At 67.4% G+C, this 25,300-nt stretch carries 10 protein-coding genes; all 10 read right to left on the bottom strand.

Translation table 11 applies throughout. The features are described 5' to 3' along the window. Positions 1-39: 39 nt before the first annotated feature. Genes VGG53_RS18885 through VGG53_RS18840 form a run of 10 tightly spaced genes read right to left on the bottom strand, consistent with a single transcriptional unit; the run spans position 40 to position 25,300 of the window. Positions 40-1,779 (bottom strand): ABC transporter ATP-binding protein, encoded by a 1,740-nt coding sequence (locus tag VGG53_RS18885; protein ID WP_331519617.1) that lies wholly within the window; start codon positions 1,777-1,779, stop codon positions 40-42. After that, entirely contained in the window at positions 1,776-4,346 is a 2,571-nt protein-coding gene (locus VGG53_RS18880) for an ABC transporter ATP-binding protein/permease (protein WP_331519616.1), read from the bottom strand. The genes VGG53_RS18885 and VGG53_RS18880 overlap by 4 nt, the downstream gene beginning before the upstream one ends. Continuing rightward, entirely contained in the window at positions 4,346-4,558 is a 213-nt protein-coding gene (locus VGG53_RS18875; protein WP_331519615.1) for an MbtH family protein, read from the bottom strand. The genes VGG53_RS18880 and VGG53_RS18875 overlap by 1 nt, the downstream gene beginning before the upstream one ends. Beyond that, entirely contained in the window at positions 4,536-5,825 is a 1,290-nt protein-coding gene (gene mbtG / locus VGG53_RS18870; protein ID WP_331519614.1) for an NADPH-dependent L-lysine N(6)-monooxygenase MbtG, read from the bottom strand. The genes VGG53_RS18875 and mbtG overlap by 23 nt, the downstream gene beginning before the upstream one ends. Then, a complete protein-coding gene (locus VGG53_RS18865) occupies positions 5,822-10,234 on the bottom strand; it encodes an amino acid adenylation domain-containing protein (protein WP_331519613.1) in 4,413 nt (1,470 codons plus the stop codon). The genes mbtG and VGG53_RS18865 overlap by 4 nt, the downstream gene beginning before the upstream one ends. After that, on the bottom strand, positions 10,231-16,758 hold the full coding sequence (locus VGG53_RS18860) for an amino acid adenylation domain-containing protein (protein ID WP_331519612.1): 6,528 nt from the start codon (positions 16,756-16,758) through the stop codon (positions 10,231-10,233). The genes VGG53_RS18865 and VGG53_RS18860 overlap by 4 nt, the downstream gene beginning before the upstream one ends. Further along, a complete protein-coding gene (gene mbtD / locus VGG53_RS18855; RefSeq protein ID WP_331519611.1) occupies positions 16,755-19,763 on the bottom strand; it encodes a mycobactin polyketide synthase MbtD in 3,009 nt (1,002 codons plus the stop codon). Before mbtD ends, VGG53_RS18860 begins: the two co-directional genes overlap by 4 nt. Then, entirely contained in the window at positions 19,763-21,076 is a 1,314-nt protein-coding gene (locus VGG53_RS18850; RefSeq protein WP_331519610.1) for a polyketide synthase, read from the bottom strand. Before VGG53_RS18850 ends, mbtD begins: the two co-directional genes overlap by 1 nt. After that, positions 21,069-21,836 carry a thioesterase II family protein gene (locus VGG53_RS18845; protein ID WP_331519609.1) on the bottom strand — a complete coding sequence of 256 codons (768 nt, stop codon included), beginning with the start codon at positions 21,834-21,836 and terminating at the stop codon, positions 21,069-21,071. The genes VGG53_RS18850 and VGG53_RS18845 overlap by 8 nt, the downstream gene beginning before the upstream one ends. After that, entirely contained in the window at positions 21,833-25,300 is a 3,468-nt protein-coding gene (locus tag VGG53_RS18840; RefSeq protein ID WP_414689000.1) for an amino acid adenylation domain-containing protein, read from the bottom strand. The genes VGG53_RS18845 and VGG53_RS18840 overlap by 4 nt, the downstream gene beginning before the upstream one ends.

The raw sequence follows: 25,300 nt of genomic DNA, 5'->3' as shown, positions 1-25,300 counted from the left end.
TCAAAGCCACGTGCGAGCGGCGCTGGCAAGTAAACGGCGCTAACCGGCGTGGATTCGCCAGTCGGCGGCCTCGCGCTGCTGGCGCCAAAATTCGCCGAACCGTCCACCTGCGGCGAGCAACTCGTCGACTGCGCCGTCCTCGATGATCGTGCCGCCGTCGAGGAAAAGAACCCGGTCGGCGTGGCGGATGCTGGCCAGCCGATGGGCGACGATCACCCGGGTCCGCGGTTGCGGATCGGCGGTGAGCGCGTCGACGACGGCGGCCTCGTTCTCGGTGTCCAACGCGCTGGTCGCCTCGTCGACCAGCAGTATCGGCGCCGGTTTGAGCAATGCGCGGGCGATGCTGACCCGTTGCCGTTCACCGCCGGACAACGCCGAACCGGCTTCGCCGACGATCGTCTCGATACCGGCGGGCAGCCGGCCGCTGAGTTCGTCCACGCGGGCCAGCGCGACGGCGCGGCTGAACTGGGCTTCGCCCGCACCGGGATCTCCGGCGGACACGTTCTCGCGAATAGTGCCGTGGAACAGATAGGGATGCTGAAACACCACGCTGCTCGCCGCCCGCCGGGAGTCGGCGTCCAGCGTCGCGACGTCGACCCCGTCGACCAAGACCCGACCCCGGGCGGGTTGGTACAAGCCGGCGATCAGCGCCAAGACCGTGCTTTTGCCCGAGCCGGACGGTCCGACGATCGCCGTGGTGGTGCCGGCTTGCAAGGTGAAGCTGACGCCGTCGAGCACCCGCGCGCCGGCATCGTCGTAGCTGAACGCAACGTTGTCGAACTCGATGATCGGCGCGTCGTGGCGGCCGCGCCGCGTTTGGGTTCCGGCCGCCATCACCGGCGCGCTGAGCACCGAGCGGATCCGGTCGAGGGTGGCGCGGGTGCTTTCCAGAGCGGGCCCCAGCTCGCTGATCGACGTGAACGGTTCCAGGTAGCGGGCGACGACGACGATCAGGGCGATCGCTTCCGGCACGGCCAGCCTGCCGGTGATGGTCAGCGCAGTGGTCGCGCCGGCGAACAGGATCAGCGCCAGCTGGCTGGCAAGACTGAACAGCAGCTGGCCGGGCACCTGCATGGTCAGCAACCGCATGGTCGCGCCGTGTTGGGCGGCCAGCGCGTCGCCGACCAGACTTCTGGCCGGCTCGACGCGACGCGCCGCGCGCAACGCCTGCTGAGTTCGGGCGAACTCGATGATCCGTTCGGTCAGCGCGGTATTTGCCTCGGCGGCGGCGTGATCGGCACGACGAGCCAGTCGCGCGGACGCCCATAGCGCGCCCAATAGCAGTGGCACACCGCCCATGGCGGCGACGCCGAGTTGCCACGACACCGGCAGCAGGGCCACAGCGATGGCCGCCGGCAGCAACACGGCGGTGACCAGCGGGGTGAGCAGGTTGACCACCAGCCCAACGAGTTCCGGACCGGTCGCGGCGATCGCCTGTCGCGCCGTCGCGGTGTTGTCGGCGCTGAACCACTCCAGCCGCACATCCGGCAGCTGATCGGCCACGTCGTGCTGGGTGTGGTCGAGCACCGCGAAACCGAGGTCGAAACCGATTCGCGCAGTGGCGGTGTCGACCGCCCATCCGGCCGCCGTCGCCGCGGTCAGCCAGCCCAGCCATCCCAGCGCCCGCTGGGGCGAGTCGCTGAACAAGGCTCCCACCAACGGAACCAGCAGAACGGTGCCGACGGCGCGCACGATCACCGAGACCATTGCGAGCACGGTGTAGGCGATCACTTTGCCGCGGCGGTCCGCGGGCACCAGACCGATCCAGGTGCGGATCACCGCGCCGCCTCCTGCCCGGTTGTGACGGTTACCGGATCGCGGCGACCGCTGTCCCACAGCCGTCGATAGCGTCCCTGGGCGGTGAGCAGTTCGTCGTGGGTGCCGCGTTCGGCGATCTGGCCGTGATCCAGCACCACGATCTGGTCGGCACCGGCGACGGTGTGCAGCCGGTGCGCGATCACCAACACCGTGCGGTCGCGGGTAAGTCGGTTCAGTGCTTGCTGCACAAGGTATTCCGACTCCGGATCGGCGAACGCGGTGGCCTCGTCGAGGATCAGGACACCGGTGTCGGCGAGGATCGCGCGGGCGATCGTCAACCGTTGGCGTTCGCCGCCGGACAGGCCGCTGGCGGCACCGAGCATCGAGTTGTAGCCGTCCGGCAATCGCATGATGCGGTCGTGAATTTGCGCTTCGCGCGCCGCGGCCTCGACTTGGGCTGCCGTGGCATCGGGTACCGCCAGCGCGATGTTCTGGGCGACGGTGCCGTGGACGAGTTGCGTCTCTTGTAAGACGAAACCGACCCGGGTGTAGAGCTGGTCGGCCGTCATCGACCGAATATCTTGTCCGTCAACGGTTATCGCGCCTTGCTGCACATCGTAGAAGCGGGCCAGCAGCGCGGCCAGCGTCGACTTTCCGGATCCGGACGGGCCGACCAGCGCGGTCACCGTACCGGGCCGCAGTGTCAGCGAAACGTCGTTGATCACCGGCACGCCGGGGCGATAGCCGAAGCTGACCCGGTCGAACACCACGGTCGCCGGGGCGTCGCCGGACACTGCACGCGGCTCGTCACGCGTGCAGAGCTCCGGTTCGTCGAGGGTGATCTGCAGGCGACGGGCGGCCAACAATCCGGCGCGGATGCCGCCGAGCCCGTAAGCGATGTTGAGCAGTCGGGCGCCGAAAGTGGTGCCCAACAACAAGAACGGCAACACGTTGACCGGGTTCATCCGGCCCGCGACGACTAGCAGACTGCCGGCCCCGGCGATCAGCCACAGGAACGTCGAGGGGCGGGTGACCAAATCCATCAGGGTCTTCTTGCCGGCCAGCGGCCGCTGCCAGTCGATGAGGAAGCCGACGTACTCATCCAGCCGGCGCCGGAAGCTCGACGCGGCGGCACCGCCGAAGACCCGGATCACCGGCTGGCCTTCGAGGTAGGCGCCGGCCTCGCCGCTCATCTTCTCCGCCCAGCGCTGTGACTGCGGGATCCGCGGGCCGGACTGGATCGTCATCGACGACGTCAACACCAGGTAGACCAGGACCGGCCCGAACAACACCAGCGCCACCCGCCAGTCGACGATGAACAAATAGACCAGCACCGCCAGCGGCGCGATGGTCGCGGCGACCGCGTCCGGAATGGCGTGGGTGACCAGATAATGCAGCGACAGCGTGTCGTCGGCAACCAGCTGTTTGATCGACCCCGACCCGCGGGCGGTGAACCAGCCCAACGGCAACCGCGACAGCTTGCTCAGCAACCGCGAACGCAGATCGCCGGCGAACCGCGCGTCGACAACGTGCAGCCACAGCGTCAGCGCGGCACCAAGCAGGGTGCCGATACCCAGCAGCGCCACCGCCGCGAATCCGACCTCTTTCAACCGTGCCGACTCGGCGCCGGATACCAGGAGCCTGGCCAATTCGACCAGCAGCACGAAGGGCGCCAGCTGCACCAGCGTGATCACTGCTTGCAGCACGCCGGAGACGATCAGCGCCGAGCGCAGCGGCGCGAGCAACCGGCCCGCGGCCTGCGCGCGCCAGCTGCCCCGGGCCACAACGCTTTCCGACTGCCCTGCGGCAGGGTCGACGGTGTCGGCTGCTGCCGGCTCATCGCCGCGGCGGATGCCCATTGCGCGGCCCGCACTCCAGTAGGCCTGAGCGTGGACCTCCGACTTGGGAAAGCCGAAGTCGTCGCGCAGCCGGGTCCGGACATGCTTGAGCGTGGTGGCTTCCGGTGTCGCCCAGGCGTACCAGTCCGACCAGTCCCGGCTTTCGATCGCCGCGGCCAGCGACTTCTCGTCCCGCCGGGCGGTCCAGTGCACCCGCAGCCGGGGGTGCTGCGCGAGCGGGATCAGCCTGTCGTTGTCGTCGTGCTGCTCGAGATACACCTCGATCGGGACATCGTCGGGAACGATTCCGATGATCCCGTTGATGCCCGGAATCGACGCCGAGTCACCGATCAACAGGTAGCCGGCGGGCTGCTCGTCGGGCGTGTCGAACCGCGACGAGCCCATCAACGACATCATTGCGATCGTCGCGCCGGGTTCGACGGCGCGCGCCCACAACGACGCCGGGCCGGCCGGGTCGTGCAGCACCACGTCGACGGCGAAACGGCCGGCGGGCGGGTCGGCCTCAGAGATCGTGTATGCGCGCTGAAACTCGGTGCTCGATCCTTCGGGGTCGGGGAACCAGAACCGCAGCCACGCCGCGGGCTCGGCCTTGGCCTCCTGGAACAGGGTCGGTGATTCCATCCGTATCCGCACGAAATGCGGTGCGATGTGGATGATTTCGACCACGGTCGCCATGTGGTCGCGGGCGCCGAAGCCCCGCAGTACCGCGCCCTGGAACCCGCGCGCCATCAGTGGTCGTTCGCGTCGCGGAGGCTCCGCGGTCGCATATCGGTCCAATTCGCCTCGACGTAGGCCAGGCACTCGGCGCGACCGGCCGCGCCGAAGACCGTATGCCAGCCGGCCGGCACGTCGGCGAATGTCGGCCACAAGCTGTGCTGGTCTTCGTCGTTGACCAGCACCACGAAGGTGCCGGCCTCGTCATCGAAGGGATTGGTGCTCATCATCTCTCCTGATCGCAAGATCGGCGCCGGAGCCCAGATCGGCGCCCAGCACCCGATCGGACAGCAGCCCCAGACAACTGAGGTTGGGAAAACCGGGGCCCTGATTGAGCCCGGCGAGGTTGGGCAAGAACAGCTTCGGGGCAACGTCGATGACGGCGAGGTCATGACCGATCGCATCCTGCAGACGATCACCGGTCAGCGGGCCGCCCAAGCCCAACTCCAGCAGGTCGAGCGCGTCCTGGCTGAACAGCGTGGTGAACCACAACGGGTCGGCGCCCGACCCATCGATGACCAAGTCGAAACCATGGATGGTCTCCACGTTTTCGCTGCCCCGGTTGGTGGACAAGGTCAGCCGGATCTGTTCGTCGCGGCCCACCGCGTGGGCGACTCGCCCGCGTAGATGACGGATGCGGTCGTCGGCCAGCAACGCGTCCTGGACGTTGGACGAGAACACCCCGCGGTCGGTGCGTGCGATCGCGTCGCGTCGTTCGTCGACCGTCAGCGCCGTCCAGTCGGTGGGATCGGAGAACAGCGTGTTCTCGAAGAAGCTTTCACCGCGGGTGAACAGCGTGACCTGCGGTGAAATCACGGTGATGGTCGAAACCCGGTGCCGGAAAAGCTCGTTGAGCATGGCCGCGGCTGTCTCGCCGCCGCCGATGACCGCCACCCGCTCTGCGTTGATCCGCTCCTGCTGTCCCGCACGATGCCAGAACTGGGCGATCGACAGCACCCGTGGATTGCCCGGCAACAACGATCGTTCGGCCTGCCCGGGGCCGGTGATCATCAATCCGTCGGCGTGCACGGTGGTTTCGTCGGTGTGCAGCGCCCACCGTTCACCGTCCACGGCAAGACGGTCGACCTCGCCGTAGACCACATTCATGCCGATCTGGTCGGCCACCCAGCGCAGGTACTGGCTCCACCGCCGGTGGGTCGGCGCCGGTCGACCGCGATCGATCCACTGGGCGAACTGACCGGTGCCGATGAGATAGGACTGCCAGCTGTGCCGCGTCATCCGCTCGTCGAGTTCGGCATTGCGGCGCGGCACCAACGACGAGCGGTACGGGAAGCCGACGTCCTTTTCCGGGCTGGTCCCCAGCCGCTGCGCACCGTCGGTCCAGCCGCCGCTGGCCTGCCAGTTGGCCCCGACCCCGATCCGCTCGATGGCCACCACGTTCGGCGCGTCGACACCCATCTCGGTCAGCACCTGGGCTTTCGCGGCGACCGCGACTGCCTTTACCCCGGCACCGAGCACTACAAGCGTGGTCATGTCACGATCTCCTTCAGCGCCTGCGTCCAAAGCGATTGCAACGCAGCGATATCCGATTCGCTGAGGATGTCTGGCAGCGCGCGCCACTGAGTCACCAGCACTTGGTGATCGCCGGTGCCGAGCACCGTGGCGACCAGACTCAGCTCGTAACGCACCGCCAGTTCAGGCTCGGGTAGCGGCGAAACCCCGGTCAGCAGACCACGATCCAGCCACAGTCCACTGGTAGCGCCGACATCGGCGCGACCCAGATAGTTCAGCAGTAACTGCGGTCCGCTGAAGCCGGCAAGCCGGTCGGCGGTGTCGCCGCGGAGATAACGCAGCAGCCCGTAGTCGATCCCGTCACCCGGGACGGCCGACAGCAATTCCCGCACCCGGCGCGGATCTTCGGTATCCACCCGCAGCGGATAGATCGCGCTCAGCAGCCCCACCGTCTCGGTGATGTCGACCAGGGCGTCAGCGCGGCCGTGGGTTTCCAGCGCGAGCAGCGGCGGCGGCGTCGGCTGGCCGCGGTCTAGCCGCCACCGGGTCACCATCCGGGACGCTGCGGCGATCAGTACCTCGAAGACGGGCAAGCCGGACCTCAGCAGCCGGCCTGTGCTGTCCACGTCGAGCATCGCTGTTTGCACCAGTAGCCCGCCGGCCCGGTCGCGGTCCGGCCGGAGCCGTCGCTGACCGAGATCGGGATCGTCGCCTTCGAGTTGTGCCAGCCAATATGGTTCGCTGTCAAGGGATTCGGCTCGTTCGGTCAGGGCCTTGGCCCAGCGCCGGTAGCTGGTCTGCTCGCGGACGGGGGCAGGGGCCGTACCGGCGATGAGTGCATGCAAGCTCGCGTCGAGCTCGCCGAGTACCACCTGCCACGACACCGGGTCCATGGCCAGGACGTGGGCGGCCAGCAGCAGCACGCTCTGACCACTCGGTGGCCGCAGCCAGATTGCCGCCAGCAGCTTTCCGCGTTCCGGGTCGAGGCTGTCGATGGCTTGGCCGGTGTGGGTGCCGACAGCTATCTGCAAGTCGCCGGGAACCGACACCTCGGTGAGAAAGTCGCCGAGTTGTCCGGCGTGCAGGGTCATGGTGGCGCGGTCCAGCCGACTACGCAGCACCTCGTGACCGTCGACGATGGCCGACAGCGCCGTCCGCAGCTGCTCACCGGTCACTTCAGCCGGCAACCGAATGGCCTCAGCCTGCGCCAGCCTGCGCGGCTCGCCGAATTCATAGAGCCACTGCGCATTGGCCAACAGCGGTATCGGCCCGCTTTCGGCTTCTGCATCGGCCGTCGCGCCGTCGGCCCGGGCGGCTTCGGCGTCGATGGCGGCAGCGAGTTCGCGGACGCTGCCGCACTCCAGCACCAGCCGGGCGCGCAGCGGGATACCGCGCCAACGCGCCGACTGCACAACCGAGAGGGCCACGATACTGTCCAGGCCCAGCTCCAAGAAGTCAGCGTCCGGGTCGATTGCGCCGACCTGCAGGACTTTCGAGAGCAATTCGGTCAGCGCGGATTCGGTGACCGTTTCCGGTTCGGTCCCGCTGGATTCCGCAATATGCACTGAATCGATTGCCGCCAAGGCTGATTCGTCCACTTTGCCATTGAGGGTCAGCGGGATATCGTCGTCGACGACGACGATGCGTTGCGGGACCATGTAGCGGGGCAACCGGGTGATCAGCATGCGGCGCAGCTCGGTGACCGATAGTGAGTTGTCCGACGAATCCGCCACTGCCACATACGCAGTCAACCGCGGAACGCCATGCCGCTCGTGCACCACGACGCTCGCATGCCGCACCGCCGGGTGTGACTCCAGCGCGACGGCGATCTCGGCGGGCTCCACCCGATGGCCGCGGATTTTCACCTGCGCATCGGCGCGTCCCAGGTATCGCAAAGAGCCGTCAGGCTGGCGCCGCACCAGATCGCCGGTGCGGTACATCCGTTCGCCGGCGACGAAGGGATCGGCGACGAAGCGCTGAACGGTCTCGGGTGCGCGGCCCAGATAACCGCGGGCCAGCTGCGCGCCGCCGAGGTACAACTCCCCCGCGACCCCGGATGGCACCGCGCGCAATGCCGAGTCCAGCACGTAGCCGCGGGTCTGCTGAGTGGGCCGCCCGATCGACGGCTCGTCGTGCTCGTCAATCGCGGCCACTACCGCCTCGACCGTGGTCTCGGTGGGCCCATAGCAGTTGAACGCCGTCATTCCGGTGCTGCGGCACTGCATCCGGATGAATGACCAGGCCCCGCCGCCGAGCGCTTCACCGCCCAGCGCCAGCACGGCCAGCGGCACCCGTGTCAGCAGCCCGGCCGCCTTCAGTTGGGCGAACATCGACGGGGTGGTGTCGATCATGTCGAGGCCGTGTTCGGCGATGGCTGCGACCAACGCCTCGGCATCCGTTTGAGTGTGTTCGTCGACGACGTGCACGACGTGCCCGCCGAGCAGCGCAGCCAACGGCTGCCAGGCCGCATCGAACGCGAAGGACCACGCGTGTGCGATGCGCAGCGTGCGGCCAAGCCGGGCCGCCGCGGGTCGCAGCACATGATCCACGTGGTCATCGGCGTAGGCGCCGACCGCGGCGTGTGTTCCGATGACTCCCTTGGGTTCTCCGGTTGTTCCGGAGGTGAACACCACGTAGGCGGCCCGCTGGGGGTTGACGTCGACGGGCCGGAAATCGTCGGGACCGTCGCTGCTGAAGTCTTCGTCGACGACGATCCTGGCGCCGCATTGGCGCAGAATCGAGTTCACCCGTTCTGCGGGCATTCCCGGCTCCAACGGCACGTAGGTCGCACCGGCTTTGAGCGCCGCGAGAATAGCCACGATGTAGTCCGGGCCGCGGGAAAGCTTGATGGCGACCGGGGTTTCAGCACCTGCGCCGCGGGCGGCGAGCACACCGGCCAGCCGATTGGCGGCCGCGTCGAGTTCGCGGTAGCTCAGTGCCCCGGCCGCCCAACTGACGGCCGGGCTCTCGGGTGTCTGGGCAGCGATCTCCGCAAAGCGGGTGTGAATGCCCTGCGCCGCTGCCGGTCTCGTCGAGCCCGCGCCCAGCGGTGCGGCCTCCTCGGCGAGCAGGACGCTGACGTCGCGCAGCGGGCGGTCCCACCGATCCAGCAGCTGCCCGGCGGTTGACAGCAGCCGGTCGCCGAGTGCGGCGGCGGTCGTCTTTCCCAGCGCACCGTCGATGACTTCGACCATCAGCACCAGCCCGTCGTCGGCCATGTGGGCGGCGAGCACGATCGGGAAATGGGTGAGGCTTTCCACCGCCGCGGGATGAAATGTGACACCGGTGCCGTCCAACGCGTCTCCCGCCGACATGCCACCGGTCGGGAAGTTCTCGTAGACCAGCAGGGTGTCGTACATTTCGCCGACACCGCCCAGTGCCCGCAGTTGGGCATGCCCGAGGTAGCTGTGTTCGCGCAGTGTCGCCGAATCACGTTGCACGGCACGGCACTGCTCACCGACCGTGGCAGCGTCGTTCAGGTGCACTCGTAGCGGCACGGTGTTGATGAACAGCCCGACCATGGTCTCGACACCGGCCAGCTCGGCGGGCCTGCCCGAGACCGTTACTCCGAACACCACGTCGGTGCGGTCGGTCAGACGCGACAAGATCACCGCCCACGCCATCTGTAGCAAGGTGTTCAGCGTGACACCGTGCGAGCGGGCACCCGTGACCAGTCGCTCGGTGGCTGTCCCGTCCAGCTGCAACTCGGTACGGCGTGGCAGGCGTGTCGATGTGCGGCCGGTGTCCTGCCCGCCGAACGCCGCCGCAAGCAACGTCGGACCGGGCAGCTCGGCGAGATGCTGCCGCCAAACTCGTTGGCTCGCTCCCTGATCGCGGCTCGCGAGCCAGCCGATGTAGTCGCGGTACGGACGTGGTGCAACCGGCAGCGCGCCGGGATCGCCGCCGGCGCGATACAGGACCATCATCTCCGCGACGAACACCGGGAGCGACCAGCCGTCGATGACAATGTGGTGCGCGGTGATCACCAAACGCCAACGCGCATCTGGTAATTCGACGAGCATGAACCGGATGGCCGGCAACCGCTCGAGGTCGAACGGGCGGCGGCGCTCGTCGGCTTCCAGCGCCTCGATGTTGTCTTCAGTGCCGGTGACATCGCGCCACGGCAGCTCGACTCGCGACGGCACGATCTGCACGGGTCTTGCGATTCCCCGGCTGAAGAAGCTGGCCCGTAAATTCGGGTGCCGGATCAACATTTTCGCCGCACAGTCACGCAGCAACGTGACGTCGAGCGTGCCGTAGATGTCGGCGGCCATTCCGATCACATACGGATCGTCGGCCGGTTCGCCTTCGGCGAATTCGGCCAGCGCGGTCAGTGAATACAGGCCCTCTTGAAGCGGGCTCAGCGCCATCACGTCCTCAATGTCGGGCGTGACGCCGGCTTCTTCGGCCTGGGTTTCGGTGGCCGTCATGATGTTCCGTCTCGTGCCTTCGACCACAGCTGCGTCACCGCAGCCAAGTCGGTGGACGACAGGCCCGAAGTACTCATCGGCTCGAACCGGGTTTCGCCTGGCTGGCCGGCGTCGAGCGCGTCCACCTCATCGATAGCGGCCGCCAGTTGCTGCACAGTCGGATTCTCGAACACCATGCGCGGATTGACGGCCAAGCCGACCGCCCTTGCCCGCGAGGCTAATTGGACCGACAGGATACTGTCGCCGCCGAGTGCGAAGAAGTCGTCGAATCGCCCGACGTCGGGGGTCGACAGCAAGTCGGTAAACAACGCTGCCAGCGCGCGCTCGGTGTCGGTGCGCGACGGTTCGGTCTGGCCGCTGGTGCTGACCGCCGGCCGTGGCAGCCCCGGCCGGTTCAGTTTGCCCGACTCGGTCTTCGGCAGCGCGTCGAGCACCGTCAGCGACGACGGCACCATGTATCCCGGCAGCGTCGTGCTGACGGCGGCACGCACTGATGCAGCGAATGCCGCCTTCTCGGTATCCCCGGTGATGGGCTGTTGCGGCACAACGTATCCGGCCAGGCTGGTGCCGTCGTGCACCTCCCAGGTACGTGCGGCCGCGCCGGCGACGCCATCGGCGGCGGTCAGCGCGGCCTCGACCTCGGCGAGCTCCACCCGGAATCCGCGCACCTGCACCTGATGGTCGGCGCGACCGGCGAACTCCAACTGGCCGTCTGCGGTCCACCGGGCCAGATCGCCGCTGCGATACAACCGGCCACCGGGTTCGGCGCCAAACGGATTGGCAATAAATCGTGCAGCGGTCAGACCGGGGCGCTTCCAGTAGCCACGGGCCAACTGGTCACCGGCGTAGTACAACTCGCCCACCACACCCACCGGCACCGGGCGCAGCCCGTCGTCCAGCAGGTAGGCCTGCGCCCCTGCCACCGGGGATCCGACCAGCGGACTGGGCGGGCTCAGCGGCCCTCGGCATACCGCGCCGGAGGTCTCGGTCGAGCCGATGTTGTTCAACAGCGCGGGACCGTGTCCGGCGCTGTCGGCGCTCGCGGCCGTCAACCGCTCCAGCAACGAAATGCTCACCGGCTCACCACCACACACCAGCCGAGCCAGCGATCGCACCGCATCCGGTGCGCTGTCCACGAGCGCAGACACCAGGCTGGGAACCGCGGTGATTTGTGCGACCGATTCACGCTTCATCAGTGCTGCAAGGGCTTCCGCATCGCGATGCTCGGTGTCGTCGGCCAGGATCATGATGGCGCCCGCGGCCAAGCCGGCCAACAGCTCCATGCCGCCTTCGAGGAAGGTCATCGAGGCTTGCGACAGGCGGATGTCCTCGGTCTTCGGCGGGTAGTGCCGCAGCTGCCAATCCAGCCGGGCAGCCATCGCACGCTGAGTACCTACCGCCCCCTTGGGCTTTCCGGTCGATCCGGACGTGAAGACCAGATACATCGGATCGTCCGGGTGCGGCAGCCGCGGACTGGATCTGGGCGGCTCCGAATTCTCGACAGCGGCCCGCACCTCGGCGTCGTCGAGTAGCACGACAGCGGCCGCAGACTCGCCCGGCATGGTGTCCAGCGCTTCCACGGTTGCCAGCACAACCTGAGGCCGTACGTCGTCGAGCATGAACTGCTTGCGCGCCAACGGATAGCCGGGATCGATCGGGAAGTACGCGGCGCCGGCCTTGACGATGGCCACCAGCGCCACCACCATGTCGATGCCCCGTCGCGTCGAGAGCCCGACGAAGGATCCCGGCCGCACACCGCGATCGGTGAGCAGCGCAGCCAGGTTATCCGAATGGCGGTGCAGGGCACCGTAGTCGAGATCCTCACCGGCACAGCGCACCGCAATGCGTCCGCCGCCAAGCCGCCTGCTGGACTCGAGCATCTCCGGCACGGTGCGTGGCCGGTCGGACGGCGGCTGGTCGCCGCGACTCCACTCCGCCAGGATCCGGCGCTGCTCGTCCGGGCCGGTCAACACCACGTCGCGCAAACTCTGATCGATGTCGTCGGCGAACTCGGTGACGACACGAGTAAGCCAGCCCGCCAACCGTTCGACGGTGTTTCGCTGGTAGAGCTCGGTGCGGAAAATCAGGTGGCCCAGATAGCCCGCGTCGTCAGATCCGTCGGTTCCGAAGAAGTTGACGCTGAGGTCCGCATGCGCCATGTCGAAAACCGGGTCCAGCGATGTGCACACCGTGTCCTGGCCGCCGTGGGCCGCGGATTCGACGACTCGTGACGCGGGCAGGTGATCGCGCACGTGCACGATGACCTGAAACAGCGGGTTACGCGACAGCGATCGCACCGGGCTGACGCTGTCGACCACCCGGTCGAACGGCAGATCCTGGTGGGCGTAGGCGCCCAGCGCGGTTTCCCGCGCCCGCGTCAGCACCTCGCGCAGGGTGGGGTTACCACGTAAGTCGTTGCGCAGCACCAGAATATTGACGAAAAAACCGATCAGCTGGTCGAGCTCGGCCTCGGAACGCCCGGCGACCGGCGTACCCAGTGGGATGTCCACACCACTTCCCGCCTTGTGCAGCACCACCGCGACGGCGGCCTGCAGCGCCATGAACTCGGTGATGCCCAACTCGCGGCACCGGTCGGCGAGCTTGGCCCGGGTCGTCGAATCGATCCGGAATGTCACCGATTCGCCGTCCCCGCCGGGCAGCGGCGGACGTGGAAAGTCGGGTCGCAGCCCGCTGTCTTCCGGCAGCCCCGCCAGCTGGCTGGTCCAGTAGTCGCGCTGTTCCGCGGCGACGGCCGTCTCCTGGCCGCCCGGGTCGCCCAGGAAAGTGCGTTGCCACGCAGCGTAATCGGCGTACTGCACGCGAAGCGGCCGCCACGACGGAGGTTCGCCGTCACGCCGAGCGCGGTAGGCGGTGATGACGTCGGCGAACAGCACGCCGGCAGACCAGTGGTCGGATGCGATGTGATGGACGACCAGCGACAGCACATGTTCACCGGCATCGCCGGTGTGCAGCACAGCGACCCGGATCGGCCACTCGCGATCCAGTTCGAAGCAGTGCCTGCGCTCGGCCTCGAGTTGCCGCTGTAACCAGTCCTCGCCGTCGCCTTGGGCCCGGCGCACGGTCAGCGCTTTCACCGGGTTGACCACTTGGTACGGGACACCGTCCGCGTCGATGTAGGTGGTGCGCAGAATTTCGTGCCGGGCGACGACGTCACCGACCGCGGCGATCAACGCGTCGATGTCCCACGGCCCGGTCAGCCTGGCGGCGAACGGGATGTTGTTGACCGGGCTCGGCCCATCGACGCGGTAGGCGAACCAGCTACGCAGTTGGGATGCCGACAGTGGCAGCGGCTCATCGTGGGCGGTCGCGACCAGCGTGGGTCGCGACTGCGCCCGCCCACCGGACCGCAGCTCATCGACCCGCTGCGCCAACACGCCGACGGTAGCGAGCTCGAAGATGTCCCGGATGCCCACCTCGACTCCGCATTCCGAACGGATGGCGGTGGCCAGCTTGGTGGCCACCAGCGAATGACCGCCGAGATCAAAGAACGAGTCGTCCACACCGACCCGATTGTGGCCGAGCAAACCGGAAAACATTGCGGCGATCCGGCGTTCGGACGCGGTGGCGGGGTCGCGGTATTGCGCCTTCGCCATGATCTCCGGCTCCGGCAGCGCCGTGCGATCGATCTTTCCGTGCGTGGTGATCGGTATCTCGTCGAGCACCACGTAGGCCGCCGGGGTCATGTACTCCGGCAGCGCTGCCGCCACCCTCGCCCGGATCCGCTCGAGGTCAACGGTTTCGCAGCCGGCGCCGTCGGCCGGCGTCACGTAACCCACCAGGCTCTTGCCCAGCTGCGGCAGGTCCGCGGCCAGCACGACCGCCTGCCCGACGCTGGGGTCCACCGAGATCGCCGCGCCGACCTCGCCGAGCTCGATGCGGAAACCCCGGATCTTGACCTGTTCGTCTGCGCGGCCGACGAATTCGATGTCGCCGTCGGCGTTGCGGCGGGCCAGGTCGCCGGAACGGTAAAGCCGCGCGCCGGGGGTGAACGGATCGGCGACGAAGCGTTCGGCAGTCAGACCGGGCCTGCGGTGGTAGCCCCGCGCGACATGCGTTCCACCGATGTAGATTTCACCGATCACGCCCACCGGAACCGGTTGCAGCGCATCATCGAGCAGATGCACCTGGGTGTTGATCTTGGGCCGGCCGATCGGCACCACCCGGGTCCCCTGAGCGCCTTGGACCGGGTAGCTGGTGGCGTTCACGACGGTTTCGGTGGGCCCGTAGAAGTTGTACAGCAGCGCATCAAAGGTGGCGTGGAACTTGTCGGCGATCTCGCCGGGCAACGGCTCACCACCGATCGGCACCCGCCGCAGGGTGCGCCACTGGTTGACGCCGGGCAGCGAGAGGAACAATCCGAGCAGCGACGGAACAAAGTGCATCGAGGTGATGCCCTCCCGCCGCAGCAGCTCGGTCAGGTATCCGATGTCGCGCAGACCGTCTGGACGTGGAATCACCAGCCGTGCACCGCAAATCAGAGTCCCGAAGATTTCGCCGATGGACACGTCGAAGCTGGGCGAGGCCACCTGAAGCAGCCGATCTGTTTCGTCGACTCGATATTCCGCACCGAACCATACGAAGTACTCGGCGATCGGCGCGTGTGGCACCGGAACGCCCTTGGGCAGCCCGGTCGAACCCGAGGTGTAGATCAGGTAAGCGGTGTTGGCCGGGCTCAGTGGCCGCAGCAGTTCGCCGCTTCCCGGTTCGGTCGCCGGATAGTCCGCCAGCCCGGTGACCGGTTCGCGCAGCACCAATTTCGCCGCAGCATCATCCAGGATGAACGCCACCCGGTCGTCCGGATAAGTCGGGTCGACGGGTAGGTAGACCGCTCCGGCTTTGAGTATCCCCAGCGCGGTGATGACCAGTTGCGGCGACTTGTCGAGTAGCACCGCGACCCGGTCTTCGGTGCCGATGCCCTGCCCGATCAGCCAGTGCGCCAATCGGTTTGCCTCTTCGTCGACCTCGCGATAGCTGTACTGGCGCCCTTCGTAGACGACCGCGACGGCATCCGGGGTCAGGGCCGCGCGCCGAGCGACCAGGCCCGGCAGCGTGCCGGCCGGGGTGACGAAGTCTTCACCGGACGAGACCTGCCGCAACCACTCGGCGTCGGCGTCGCTCATCAGGCCGCAGGCCGACAGTGTGATATCCGGGTCGGCCAGCGCGTTGTCCAACAGGACGCCATAGTGCCGCAGCAGTTGATCCACCAGTGGCCGATCCAGAACCTCGACCAGGTACTCGGCTTCGACGACTGCGCCGCGCCCGGAACCGGCTGCACCACCGGCTAGTTCGACCATCACGCTCAGCGGCAGTTGGCTGACGTGGCCGCGCAATTCGGCGCGCTCGCACCGCACGTTCGGCGGGCAGAACCCACCGCCGTCGGGTTCGCGTAGTCCGAAGCTGACCCGGGTCATTCGCTCGGCTCCGTGCCTGCGGTCGGGGTTGGCGGCGCGCACCAGCCATTCCAGGTCGACGCGGGAGTGGGCAAGGGCGCCCACCGCGCTGTCCCGGGTTTGCGCAAGAAGCTCACGGAATGTCAGCGTCGATTCCGGCCGCATCCGCATCACCAGGGTGTTGCCGTAATAGCCGATCGCGTTCTCGGTCCCCGCGTTGCGGTTCAGCACCGGGGTGGCAACCAGGAAGTCGGATGCGTGGGTGTAGCGATGCACCAACGCGCCGAACGCGGCCATCAACACCATGTAGGGGGTGGCTCCGGTTTCCCGGGCGAGCGCGGCGGCACGGTCGACAGTCTGCGCCGACAGCCGTGCGGTGGCTCGCTGTGCGCGCCAGGTGCTGGGAACAACTGAGCCGTTGGGACCGGGAAGCTCAAGCGGCTCAGGCAGATCCGTCATCAACGAGCGCCAGTAGGCCTGGTCTTCGTCACTGCTGCCGACCGGATCGGCGGCGACGCCCGTAGTCGCCGTGGTGCGGTCGGAGTAGGCACGAGTCAGGTCGGTGAAGAAGAGCGCCCACGAACCGTCATCCCAGGCGACGTGGTGCGCGGTGAGCAGCAGCATCAGCGCGTCGGTGCCCACCCGCACGGCCGCAATCCGCAGCGGCGAATCCTGGGTCAGGTCGAACGCCTGCGAAAACAGCCGCTGCGCCAGCACTTCCAGCCTGAGCCGACGGGCCTGCTCGGCAAGCCCGGACAGGTCGTGCTCCGCCCAGCCCGGTCGCACCTCGTCACGAATGACGGGATACGGATTGCCGTCCCCGTCGGTCTGGTACGTCGTGCGCAATATCGGGTGGCGCAGCGCTACGGCTTCCACCGCCTGCCGCAGCCGTGCGACATCAACCCGGCCGGTGACGCGATAGGAGACGCAGATGTTGAGCAGCGCGCTGCCGGGGTCGGCCGACTGCACGAACCACATCCGGCGTTGGCCGTCGGACATCTCCGGAGGCCGCCCAGCGACCGACGGTCGAGCCAGGCCACGCTCAGCGATCTTGCGGCGCAGCAGTTCCAGGCGTTGCGCGTCGAGCGTGCCGAGGTCGGTGGTGTCAGTCACGCGTGGATTCCAACCTTCCGCATGTCTTGGCCGTTGGCCGCGCCGGCGCCCAACACCTCGACCAATTCGTTGACGGTGATCCCGCCGAGCATCCGTGCTACCGGAGCCGAATGCCCCACGGTCCGGCGCAGTCGCCGGCGCAGGTCGAGCGCCAACAGCGAATCCAGACCGAGGTCGATCAGCGATGAGGCCGGGTCGATCGACATCGAAGCCCCCAGATGCAACGTGGCCGCGAGCTCGGCGCGCACGACGTCGGCGAGCGGTTGCGCGCCGGAGTGGTTGTGCGGCCCGGCATTCCCGAGGCCCGCTGACAGGTCGAACGGCATCGAGATTCCCTGGCTCTCGAAGAACACCCGGAGCCGGTCGAAGTCGGCCTCGAAAATCAGTGGGTCGTCGCCATACCGGCCCAAGCTGGCCTCCATCGCCAATTCGGGCCGCATCGCGACAAGACCCGAACGTTGCGTGCGCGCGATCTCGGCTGCCTCCACGACTCCGGCGTCCTGCCACAATCCCCATCGAATTGCCGTGCAGTCCAGGCCCCTCGAGCGCAGCTGGGCGGCCAGCGTATCCAGCATCCGGTTCGATGCCGCGTAGGCGGCGTGACCCTGACCGCCCCAGACCCCGAACACCGACGAACAGGCCAAGATCCGGCAGTCCGGCTGCAGTGGCCACACATCGGCCAGCACCGCCAGCCCGGTCACCTTCGCCCCGCACACCGCCGCGATGTCGGCGCCGGTGAGCTCGGCACGCAGGCTTGCCGTGGCAATTCCCGCGGTATGGATCAGCATCGTTGCGCCGGGGCCGGCGTAGTCGGCGGCGACTGCTGATGCCGCCGACCGATCGGTGATATCGCATTGCGGTGCATGCACTTCCACGTGATACTGGCTTACCAACCAGCTCAGCGTCTCGCGTTCAACACCATTGCGGCTCAACAGGATTATTCTGCGCGCCCCGTGTTGTATGCAGTACTGCGCGTAACGCAGGCCGATCGCCCCGCCGCCGCCGGTGATCACCACGTTTTCCAACCGGGACGCATCCAGTGGCCGCGCGGCCGCGGAACCGCGGTCTTCGCGCAGCGTCCGGACAAAGTGTCGCGACCCGGACGTGCCGCTGCGCAGCGCCATGACACCGGCGTCACCGAGAAGCGCGTCCAGGACGGTAACCGCGGTGCGCTCGTCGACGCCGCCCGCGGGGAGGTCGAGACTTCCGAACGTCTGGTCGCCGAACTCGAAGCCGACACTGCGGTGCATCGCGGCCAGCGCTGCCTGCGCCGGGCTGGGGGACGCGTCGCCGGAAAGAACCCGTTCGCCGCCGGCGGTAAGCAGCCACACGATTCGGCATCGGGGGCCGATAATCGCCTGGTAGTCCGGGAGCCCCACATCGGTTCGGCCGGCGATCTGTTCGACGGCGTCGATGACGTCGAGCGCAGTGAGTTCCGGCGCTATCACCGCAACGACTTCCGCCTCGCTCGGCGGCACCGGCTCACATCCATGATGTGTCGACGCCGCGGCGGTCAGTAGCTGTGTCAGCGGTGCGCCGCTGTCGCCGACGATTGCGATGCCACACCGCGTACCGGGGGCAGCCGCCGGCAAGTCGGTTGGCTGCCAATCCTCGACGGCGACGGTGAGCGCGGTAGCCGGCTCGCGCGGCGAGCTGGTCACAGGTGCCGGCGCGGCCCACAGATGCACAGCTCGCATCGGCGCATTCGGGAACCCGCGCAGCGGTGCTCGGACACCGCCGGGTATCGCATCCGCCCATGGGTAGCCCGGATCGGCAATTGCGACGGCGGCGATGTTGGCCGACAACACCTCGGTGATCGATCCGTCCCGGTGACCGGAGCCGACAATCACCGCCGAGTCGTCACCGACCAGTTCGACAAGCGGATACAACAATGCCGGGTGTGCGGACAATTCGACGAATGTGTCGGTTCCGCACTTTTGGCCGGCCACCACCGCCCGGTCGAACCGCACAGTGCCGCACAAGCTTTCATACCAATACTGTTCGAAATCGACATCACTGCCGACCTCCGCACCGATGGCCGAGCCGATGAAGGGCATCGGGCCGTCGCGGAAAGCCGACTTGGGCAGCAGCTCAGTCAACTCTGCGCGCAGCGGCCGCAGCGCGCTGGTATGACCCGGATAGTCGACGGTGAGTTGATGAGCGAACACGCCACGCCGTCTGGCCAGCTCGGCCGCGGCGATCACCGCGTCATGGTCACCCGACACCACGGTCGCCGACGGCCCGTTGACCGCGGACACCTCCAGCCAGCCCGATATCTCGCCGATCAACGTGTGGGCATCGCTCAGGCCGGCACCAAGCACCGCCATCGCGTAGTCGCCCGTCAACCGGTCTATCACCGCTGCGCGCGCACCGACCAAGGCGACCGCGTCGGGCAACGAAATCTTCTCGGCCACATAGGCCGCCGCGACCTCACCGAGGCTGTGTCCGATGGTGATGCCGGGAAGCAATCCGCAGAATCGCCACTGCGCGGCAAGGCTGACCGAGTGGACGAATTGCGCTCCCTGAATCTGGATCCGCGACCAATTCTGTTCCTGGTCGCGCTGCAGATAAGACAGCGGCGAGGGCAGCCCGGCCGCATCGAACGCTTCTGCGCAGCGGTCGGCCTCGGCCCGATATGCCGGCAGTCGCCGGTAGGCGTCCGTCCCCATCGATTGCCACTGGTTGCCCTGCCCGGGAAACACGAAGGCGATAGACGGCACAACACTTTTCGAGGACCGAGTGACCAATGGATGCTCGTCGTTGCGGACCAGCGCCGACAGACCGGAAACCAGCTCGCTGCGATCGGCCGCCCGCAGCACGGCGCGATGCCGTCGTACCCGTCGCAGGCGCATCAGGGTCGATGCGACGTCAGCAGTCGGATCGTGATCCACCTCGACGCGGTCCAGGTAATCCAGGATCGCCGACGCATCCTGACTGATCAGCTTTTCGTCATGCGCCGAAAGCAATACCGGCACACGGCCATCGGGCAACGGTTGTGCGAGCATCACGCGACCTCGGGAAGTGAGACGATGACGTGGGCGTTGGTACCGGCGATTCCGAACGCCGAGGTCGCCGCGACACGCTGCCCGTCGACCGCGGGCCAAGGGGTCAAAGCAGTCGCGAGGCGCAAACCCTGCCTTTCCCAGTCGATTTCGGGACTAGCCTCAGCGGTGTGCAGGGTGGGCGGTATCGCGCCATGCTCGGCGGCCACCAGAATTTTCGCCAACCCTAGTGCGCCGCTGGCGGCCAGGGCGTGGCCCAGGTTGGATTTCACCGAACCCAACAGGGCTCCGCGCTCAGGTTCGGTGTCGCCGTACGTTGCCGCCAACGACTGCAACTCGGTCCGGTCACCGAGCCTGGTGCCGGTGCCATGCCCCTCGACCATGCCAACCTGCTCAGGACCGATCCCCGCCTGGCTCAAGGCACGACGGAACAAGCTGACCTGGGCCGCACCGTTCGGCGCGCTCAGCCCGGCGCTACGACCGTCGTGGTTGGTGGCGCTACCGAGGACTTCAGCCAGAATGTGCCGACCCTCGCGTTGCGCTGCTGACTTTCGTTGCAGCACAAAGACTGCCGCTCCCTCCGCCCAGACAGTCCCGCTGGCCTGCGCGCTGTAGGCGCGGCAGTGGCCGTCGTCGGACAGGGCGTGTTGTTTGGAGAACTCCACGAAAAACCCCGGCGAGCCCAGCACATTCACTCCGCCGGCCAGCGCCAGGTCGCAGTCACCGTTCTGCAGTGCGCGCACGGCCGCGTGAAAAGCCACCAGCGCCGAAGCGCACGACGAGTCGATCGTCACCGCCGGACCCACCGATCCCAGGGTGTAAGCGATCCGACCGGATATCACGCTCAGGGCGGTCCCGGCCAGCAGATGACCGCTGAACTCGGAGAACTCGGCCATCTGCGGCCCGTAGCCGGTAGCCGAAGCGCCGAGGTAGCAACCCATGTCGTGGCCGGCCATGTCGTCGGGATTGATTCCGCTGTTTTCCAGGGCCCGCCACGAGACCCGCAGTGCGACGCGCTGCTGGGGATCCATCGCGACGGCCTCGCGCGGCGAAATGCCGAAAAACTCCGGATCGAACATTGTTGCGCCGGTGAGGAATCCGCCACGGTCATGGATTTCTTTGAAGCCGGCGCGTCGTGACCCGGCGAACAGCTCGCGGACCGACCAGCCGCGGTCGGTCGGAAACGGACTCAACGCCTCGCGGCCGTGCGACAACAACTCCCAATACCGCTGCGCGGTGTCGATCCCGCCGGGTGCCTCAAGCGCCATGCCGACGATCACGATCGGCTCGGCGGCGTCGAATCTATCCTCAGCCATCGGCATTCACCTGTGCGACGACGGCATCGATGTGGTCGTCGAGGTAGAAATGGCCGCCGTCGTACCAAGAAAGCTGGAATGCGCCCGCGGTGTGTTCTTGCCAGAGCTGAAGTTCGGCGGCATCGACGCGACGGTCGCCGCGGGCGCCCAGCACGTAAATGTCGGCGTCGATGTGAGTATCGGGACTGCAGGTATAGCGGTTGATCACCTGGTAATCGGCCCGCATCGCGCTGACCAGCAGCTCGGCAAACTCTTGGTCGGCAAGCAAATCGGCATCCGTCCCACCGAAGTCGGCGATGTCGACGAGGAGATCGTCGTGGTTGGTGGGCAAATCGGGCTTGGCCGCGACAGCTGACGGTGCCGGAGCAGCTGACGCCCAGAGTCGTTGCACTGCAGCGCCACGGGATTCGGCGATCCTGGCGAACTCGAAGGCGACGACAGCGCCCATGCTGTGACCGAACAGGCGCAGCGGCCCGACTTGACGCCAGGGTCCGGCCACGAACAAACCGCGGGCCAGGTCGTGGACGGTTGCGGCGGCGGGTTCGCTGAGGCGTTCTGCGCGCTGCGGGTACTGCACGATGTAGGTGTCACCGCCGGCGGCCAATGCGGTTGCCAGTTTGCGGTAGCCCACAGCCGCCCCGCCTGCATGCGGAAAAATCACCGTGGCGCCCTTGCGCTCTCCCCCATCTCGACCAGGCATCCGCTTGATCCAGGGCGGGAATTCCTTTTTGGGCACCGCCGTCAGATTGTCGAAAATCATTGCGCCGTTTCTTTTCCAGCGACGGCCGCCACGACGTGCCCGGCGTCCATGTGGATGACCTCCAGGTATAGCTCGGCGACCTGAGCAAGCCGGCCGGGGTCGGACTCGCGGCGACTGAGCACGTCGGCAAGGGCGGAAACCGTTCGGGTGGCGAAGATGTCGGCGACGATGATGTCGGGGGTGTCCAGCCAGGCCCGGATGCGGGCGACGGCCTGCGTCGCCAGTACCGAGTCGCCACCCAGGGCAAAGAAGTCGTCGTCGACGCCGACGTCGTCCGCCTGGAGTACGTCGCCGACGATCACCGCGAGAGCGGATTCCAGCGGCGTCGACGGGACACGATGAACGGCCGCCGCCGGCTCGGTGATCCCCGCCGCCAACCGGCCCGCGACGACGCGTCGATCGATTTTGCCCGCAAGTGTGAAAGGTATCTGCTCCATGATCGACAAATGCTGCGGGATCATATGCGCGGGAACACGTTCGGCCATCACCTCGCGCACCCGGTTGGCGGTCAGCTGCGGGTCGTCCACCCGGATGGCCGCCGCCAAAACATCGGCGCCGCCCGACGTCGCCACCAGAGCTGCAACCGCTACTGCCACCCCCGGGATCTGGCGGAGGGCAACCTCGACCTCGCCGATTTCGACCCGATATCCGCTGATTTTGACTCGGTTGTCGCCGCGTCCGACAAACTCCAGGACGCCGTCCGGCCAATATCTGACCAGATCGCCGGTGCGGTACCAGGTCCGGCCCTGGTGCTCGACGAATCGTTGGGCGGTGAGCTCCGGCCGTCCGCGGTAACCCCTCGCAATGCCGCGTCCGGAGACCCACAGCTCGCCGGCGACCCAGTCGGGGCAATCGGCGCCCATATCGTTGACTACCCGGCAGGCGTTGTTGGAAAGCGGCGTGCCGAACGGCAACGCGGTCAACTCCGGTGGCGGCTCATCTGTCTCGCCGATCTCGAAAATCGTGTTGTGCACCGCAGTTTCGGTGGCACCACCCAAACCTGCGAAGCGCACTGCGGGCGCCTCGGCCCGCAGCCGGCGAACCACCTCGGGCCGCACCCAGTCGCCGCCGGTGGGGATCACCCGCAGCGACGACAGGCGACCCGCGCCGACCTCGCTCAGCATCTCCAGCCAGCCGGGCATGAAGTGCAACACCGTGACTTTGTGAGTGTCGATGAGCCGGGCCCAGGCATCGGGGTCGCGCCGCTGCGCTTCGTCGACCACCACGATCGATCCACCGGTTCGCAAGGTGACGAAGATATCCATCACCGAGATGTCGCCCTCCAGCGTCGACAACGCCAGGCAACGATCCGCGGCGCCAATCTCGAAATGCCGGGCAATGAATTCCACGGTGTTCATTGCGGCGTCGTGGGTGACCTCGACGCCTTTCGGCTCTCCGGTCGAGCCCGAGGTGAACAACACGTAGGCGAGATCGGCGGGAGCGGTGTTTGCGGGCTGAATCTCGGCAATGGCAGGCGCGTCGTTCAACACGTCAGCAATCGTCAAGGCGGGCACCGGCAATGCGAGTCGTTCCCCGCCGCAGATCAGCGCCAACTTCACCGCACCGCTCTGCAGAATGCGGTGCGCGCGGTCGCGGGGCTGATCGACGCTGATCGGTAGATAGACCCCACCGGCAGCCAGAATGCCCAACAGCGCAGGCACCTGTTCGGCGGTTTTGGGACCCATCAGTGCGACCGTGTCGTCCTGGTGAATCCCGTTCGCGCGCAGGGCCGAAGCGAGCGTCAATGCCTGCTCCCGCAGCTCGGCGTAGGTGAGGTCGCCGGAGCTGGAGAAGACGGCCGGCGCATCCGGCTGCTGTTCGGCACGACGGAAGAAGCCCTCGTGCAGCGTCTCTCCACTGGGAGCGGCGATTCGGCTGTTGACGGTGTCTCGCACCGCGCGCTGGTCCACCGGCAGCGCCGGCGGGTCGGGAGCGGTCCATTCGTCGAGCGTGGATGCCAGCCGTCGCAGCTCGTCGACGTGATGCGCGAACATCGCGTCGATGACTCCAGTCGGGAAAACGTCCTCGCGGACATCCCAATTCACCAAGATGCCGCCGTCGAATTCGGTGACCTGAGCGTCGAGGGAAACCTGCGGTCCCTGGGAAATGATCCAGCTCGGTGCGCCGAACGACTCGGTCACGTCGCTGCTGAACAGCTCGCCGAGTCCAAGCGCGCTGGTGAAGACCACCGGGGCGAGCACCGGGGTTCCGCGCCGGCGGCTCAGGTCGCGCAGTACCGACAGCCCGGGATAGCGGGAATGCTCCGCCGCGGTTCGCATGGCGCCTTGCACAGCGTCGGCCCGTGATGCCGCACCGGTGGTAGCGGTCAGGTCGATGTCGAGCAGCAGCGACGAGGTGAAATCGCCGACCAGGCTTTCCACGTCGGGATGTAAGGCCTCACGCCCGAACAGCGGCACGTTCAGCAGGAATCGCGAGCTGCTCGACCAGCACGCCAAGGTGTGTGAGAACGCCGCGGCAAACATCATCGCGGGGGTGACACCGCAGGCGCGGGCATGGGCGAACAGCGCGTCCCGAGTGTCCGGCTCCAGCCACTGCCAACGACGAATACTGTTGCTGGAAAGGGTTTGTCGACGCGCGGACGGCAGCTTGGGCGGGTCCGGCAGCTCGGGGATGCGCTGCGCCCACCAGTCCCGGTCGGCGTCGCGAGCCGGCTGCGGACCGGCTTCGCGCCGGGCGATCTCGTGACGGTATTCCCGGTAGCTGTATCGCAGTTCCGGCAGTCGCCGGCCGTGGTACAGCTTGGCCAGATCGGCCATCAGGGTGCGGTAGCTCATCGCGTCGGCGGCTTGCATGTCCAGATCCACATGCAGGCGCGAGTTTTCACCGGGCAGCAACGAGACGGTCAGCTCGAACACCTGCCCGTCGAGCTGCTGATGCGACTTGGCTTCCCGAATGTCGGCCAGCCGATCGGCGACGACGTCTTCGGCGAGCTCGCGAAAGTCGTTGACCGTGATCGGGAAACTCGCCCGTTCCTGGGCCCGATCGATCTGCTGGCGTCCGTCGGAGAGGAACCGCACCCGCAGCATCGGATGACGCGCCGCCAACGCAGTGGCTGCCTCTCGCAGGCGTTCGGGATCGATTGCGCCGCAGTCGAACTCGACGTACAGGTGTCCGGCCACACCGCCGAGCGGCTGACTGTCATGCCGTCCCACCCACATGGCGTGCTGCATCGGGGCGAGCGGGAACGCATCGTCGGGCGCGCCGGTCGGCGCCGCCGGAGCGCCGACATCCGCAGCGTCATGACGTGAACCGACGAGCAGCGACCACGCCTTGATGGTGGGTTCGGCGGACAACGCGGCGAAGTCGACATCGATGCCGCGACGACGCCACCGCCCGGCGAGCGACATCATCCGGATCGAGTCGAGGCCCTGGCCGATGAGGTTGCCGCCGGGGTCGACGGCATCGGCGCTGACGCCCAGCAATTCGGCGACCTCAGCGCGCAC

Origin of the sequence: Mycobacterium sp. (assembly GCF_036490025.1) — a bacterium.
Classification (GTDB): domain Bacteria; phylum Actinomycetota; class Actinomycetes; order Mycobacteriales; family Mycobacteriaceae; genus Mycobacterium.
Note: the sequence above shows the minus strand (reverse complement) of the source record. Positions and strands in the feature narration are given on the sequence as shown.

Bases quoted from the DNA above. Each gene is read 5' to 3' on its own strand.
- VGG53_RS18875 (WP_331519615.1), bottom strand. From the start codon at position 4,558: ATGAGCACCAATCCCTTCGATGACGAGGCCGGCACCTTCGTGGTGCTG.
- VGG53_RS18850 (WP_331519610.1), bottom strand. From the start codon at position 21,076: ATGGCTGAGGATAGATTCGACGCCGCCGAGCCGATCGTGATCGTCGGC.
- VGG53_RS18865 (WP_331519613.1), bottom strand. From the start codon at position 10,234: ATGACGGCCACCGAAACCCAGGCCGAAGAAGCCGGCGTCACGCCCGAC.
- VGG53_RS18880 (WP_331519616.1), bottom strand. From the start codon at position 4,346: ATGGCGCGCGGGTTCCAGGGCGCGGTACTGCGGGGCTTCGGCGCCCGC.
- mbtG (WP_331519614.1), bottom strand. From the start codon at position 5,825: ATGACCACGCTTGTAGTGCTCGGTGCCGGGGTAAAGGCAGTCGCGGTC.
- VGG53_RS18845 (WP_331519609.1), bottom strand. From the start codon at position 21,836: ATGATTTTCGACAATCTGACGGCGGTGCCCAAAAAGGAATTCCCGCCC.
- mbtD (WP_331519611.1), bottom strand. From the start codon at position 19,763: ATGCTCGCACAACCGTTGCCCGATGGCCGTGTGCCGGTATTGCTTTCG.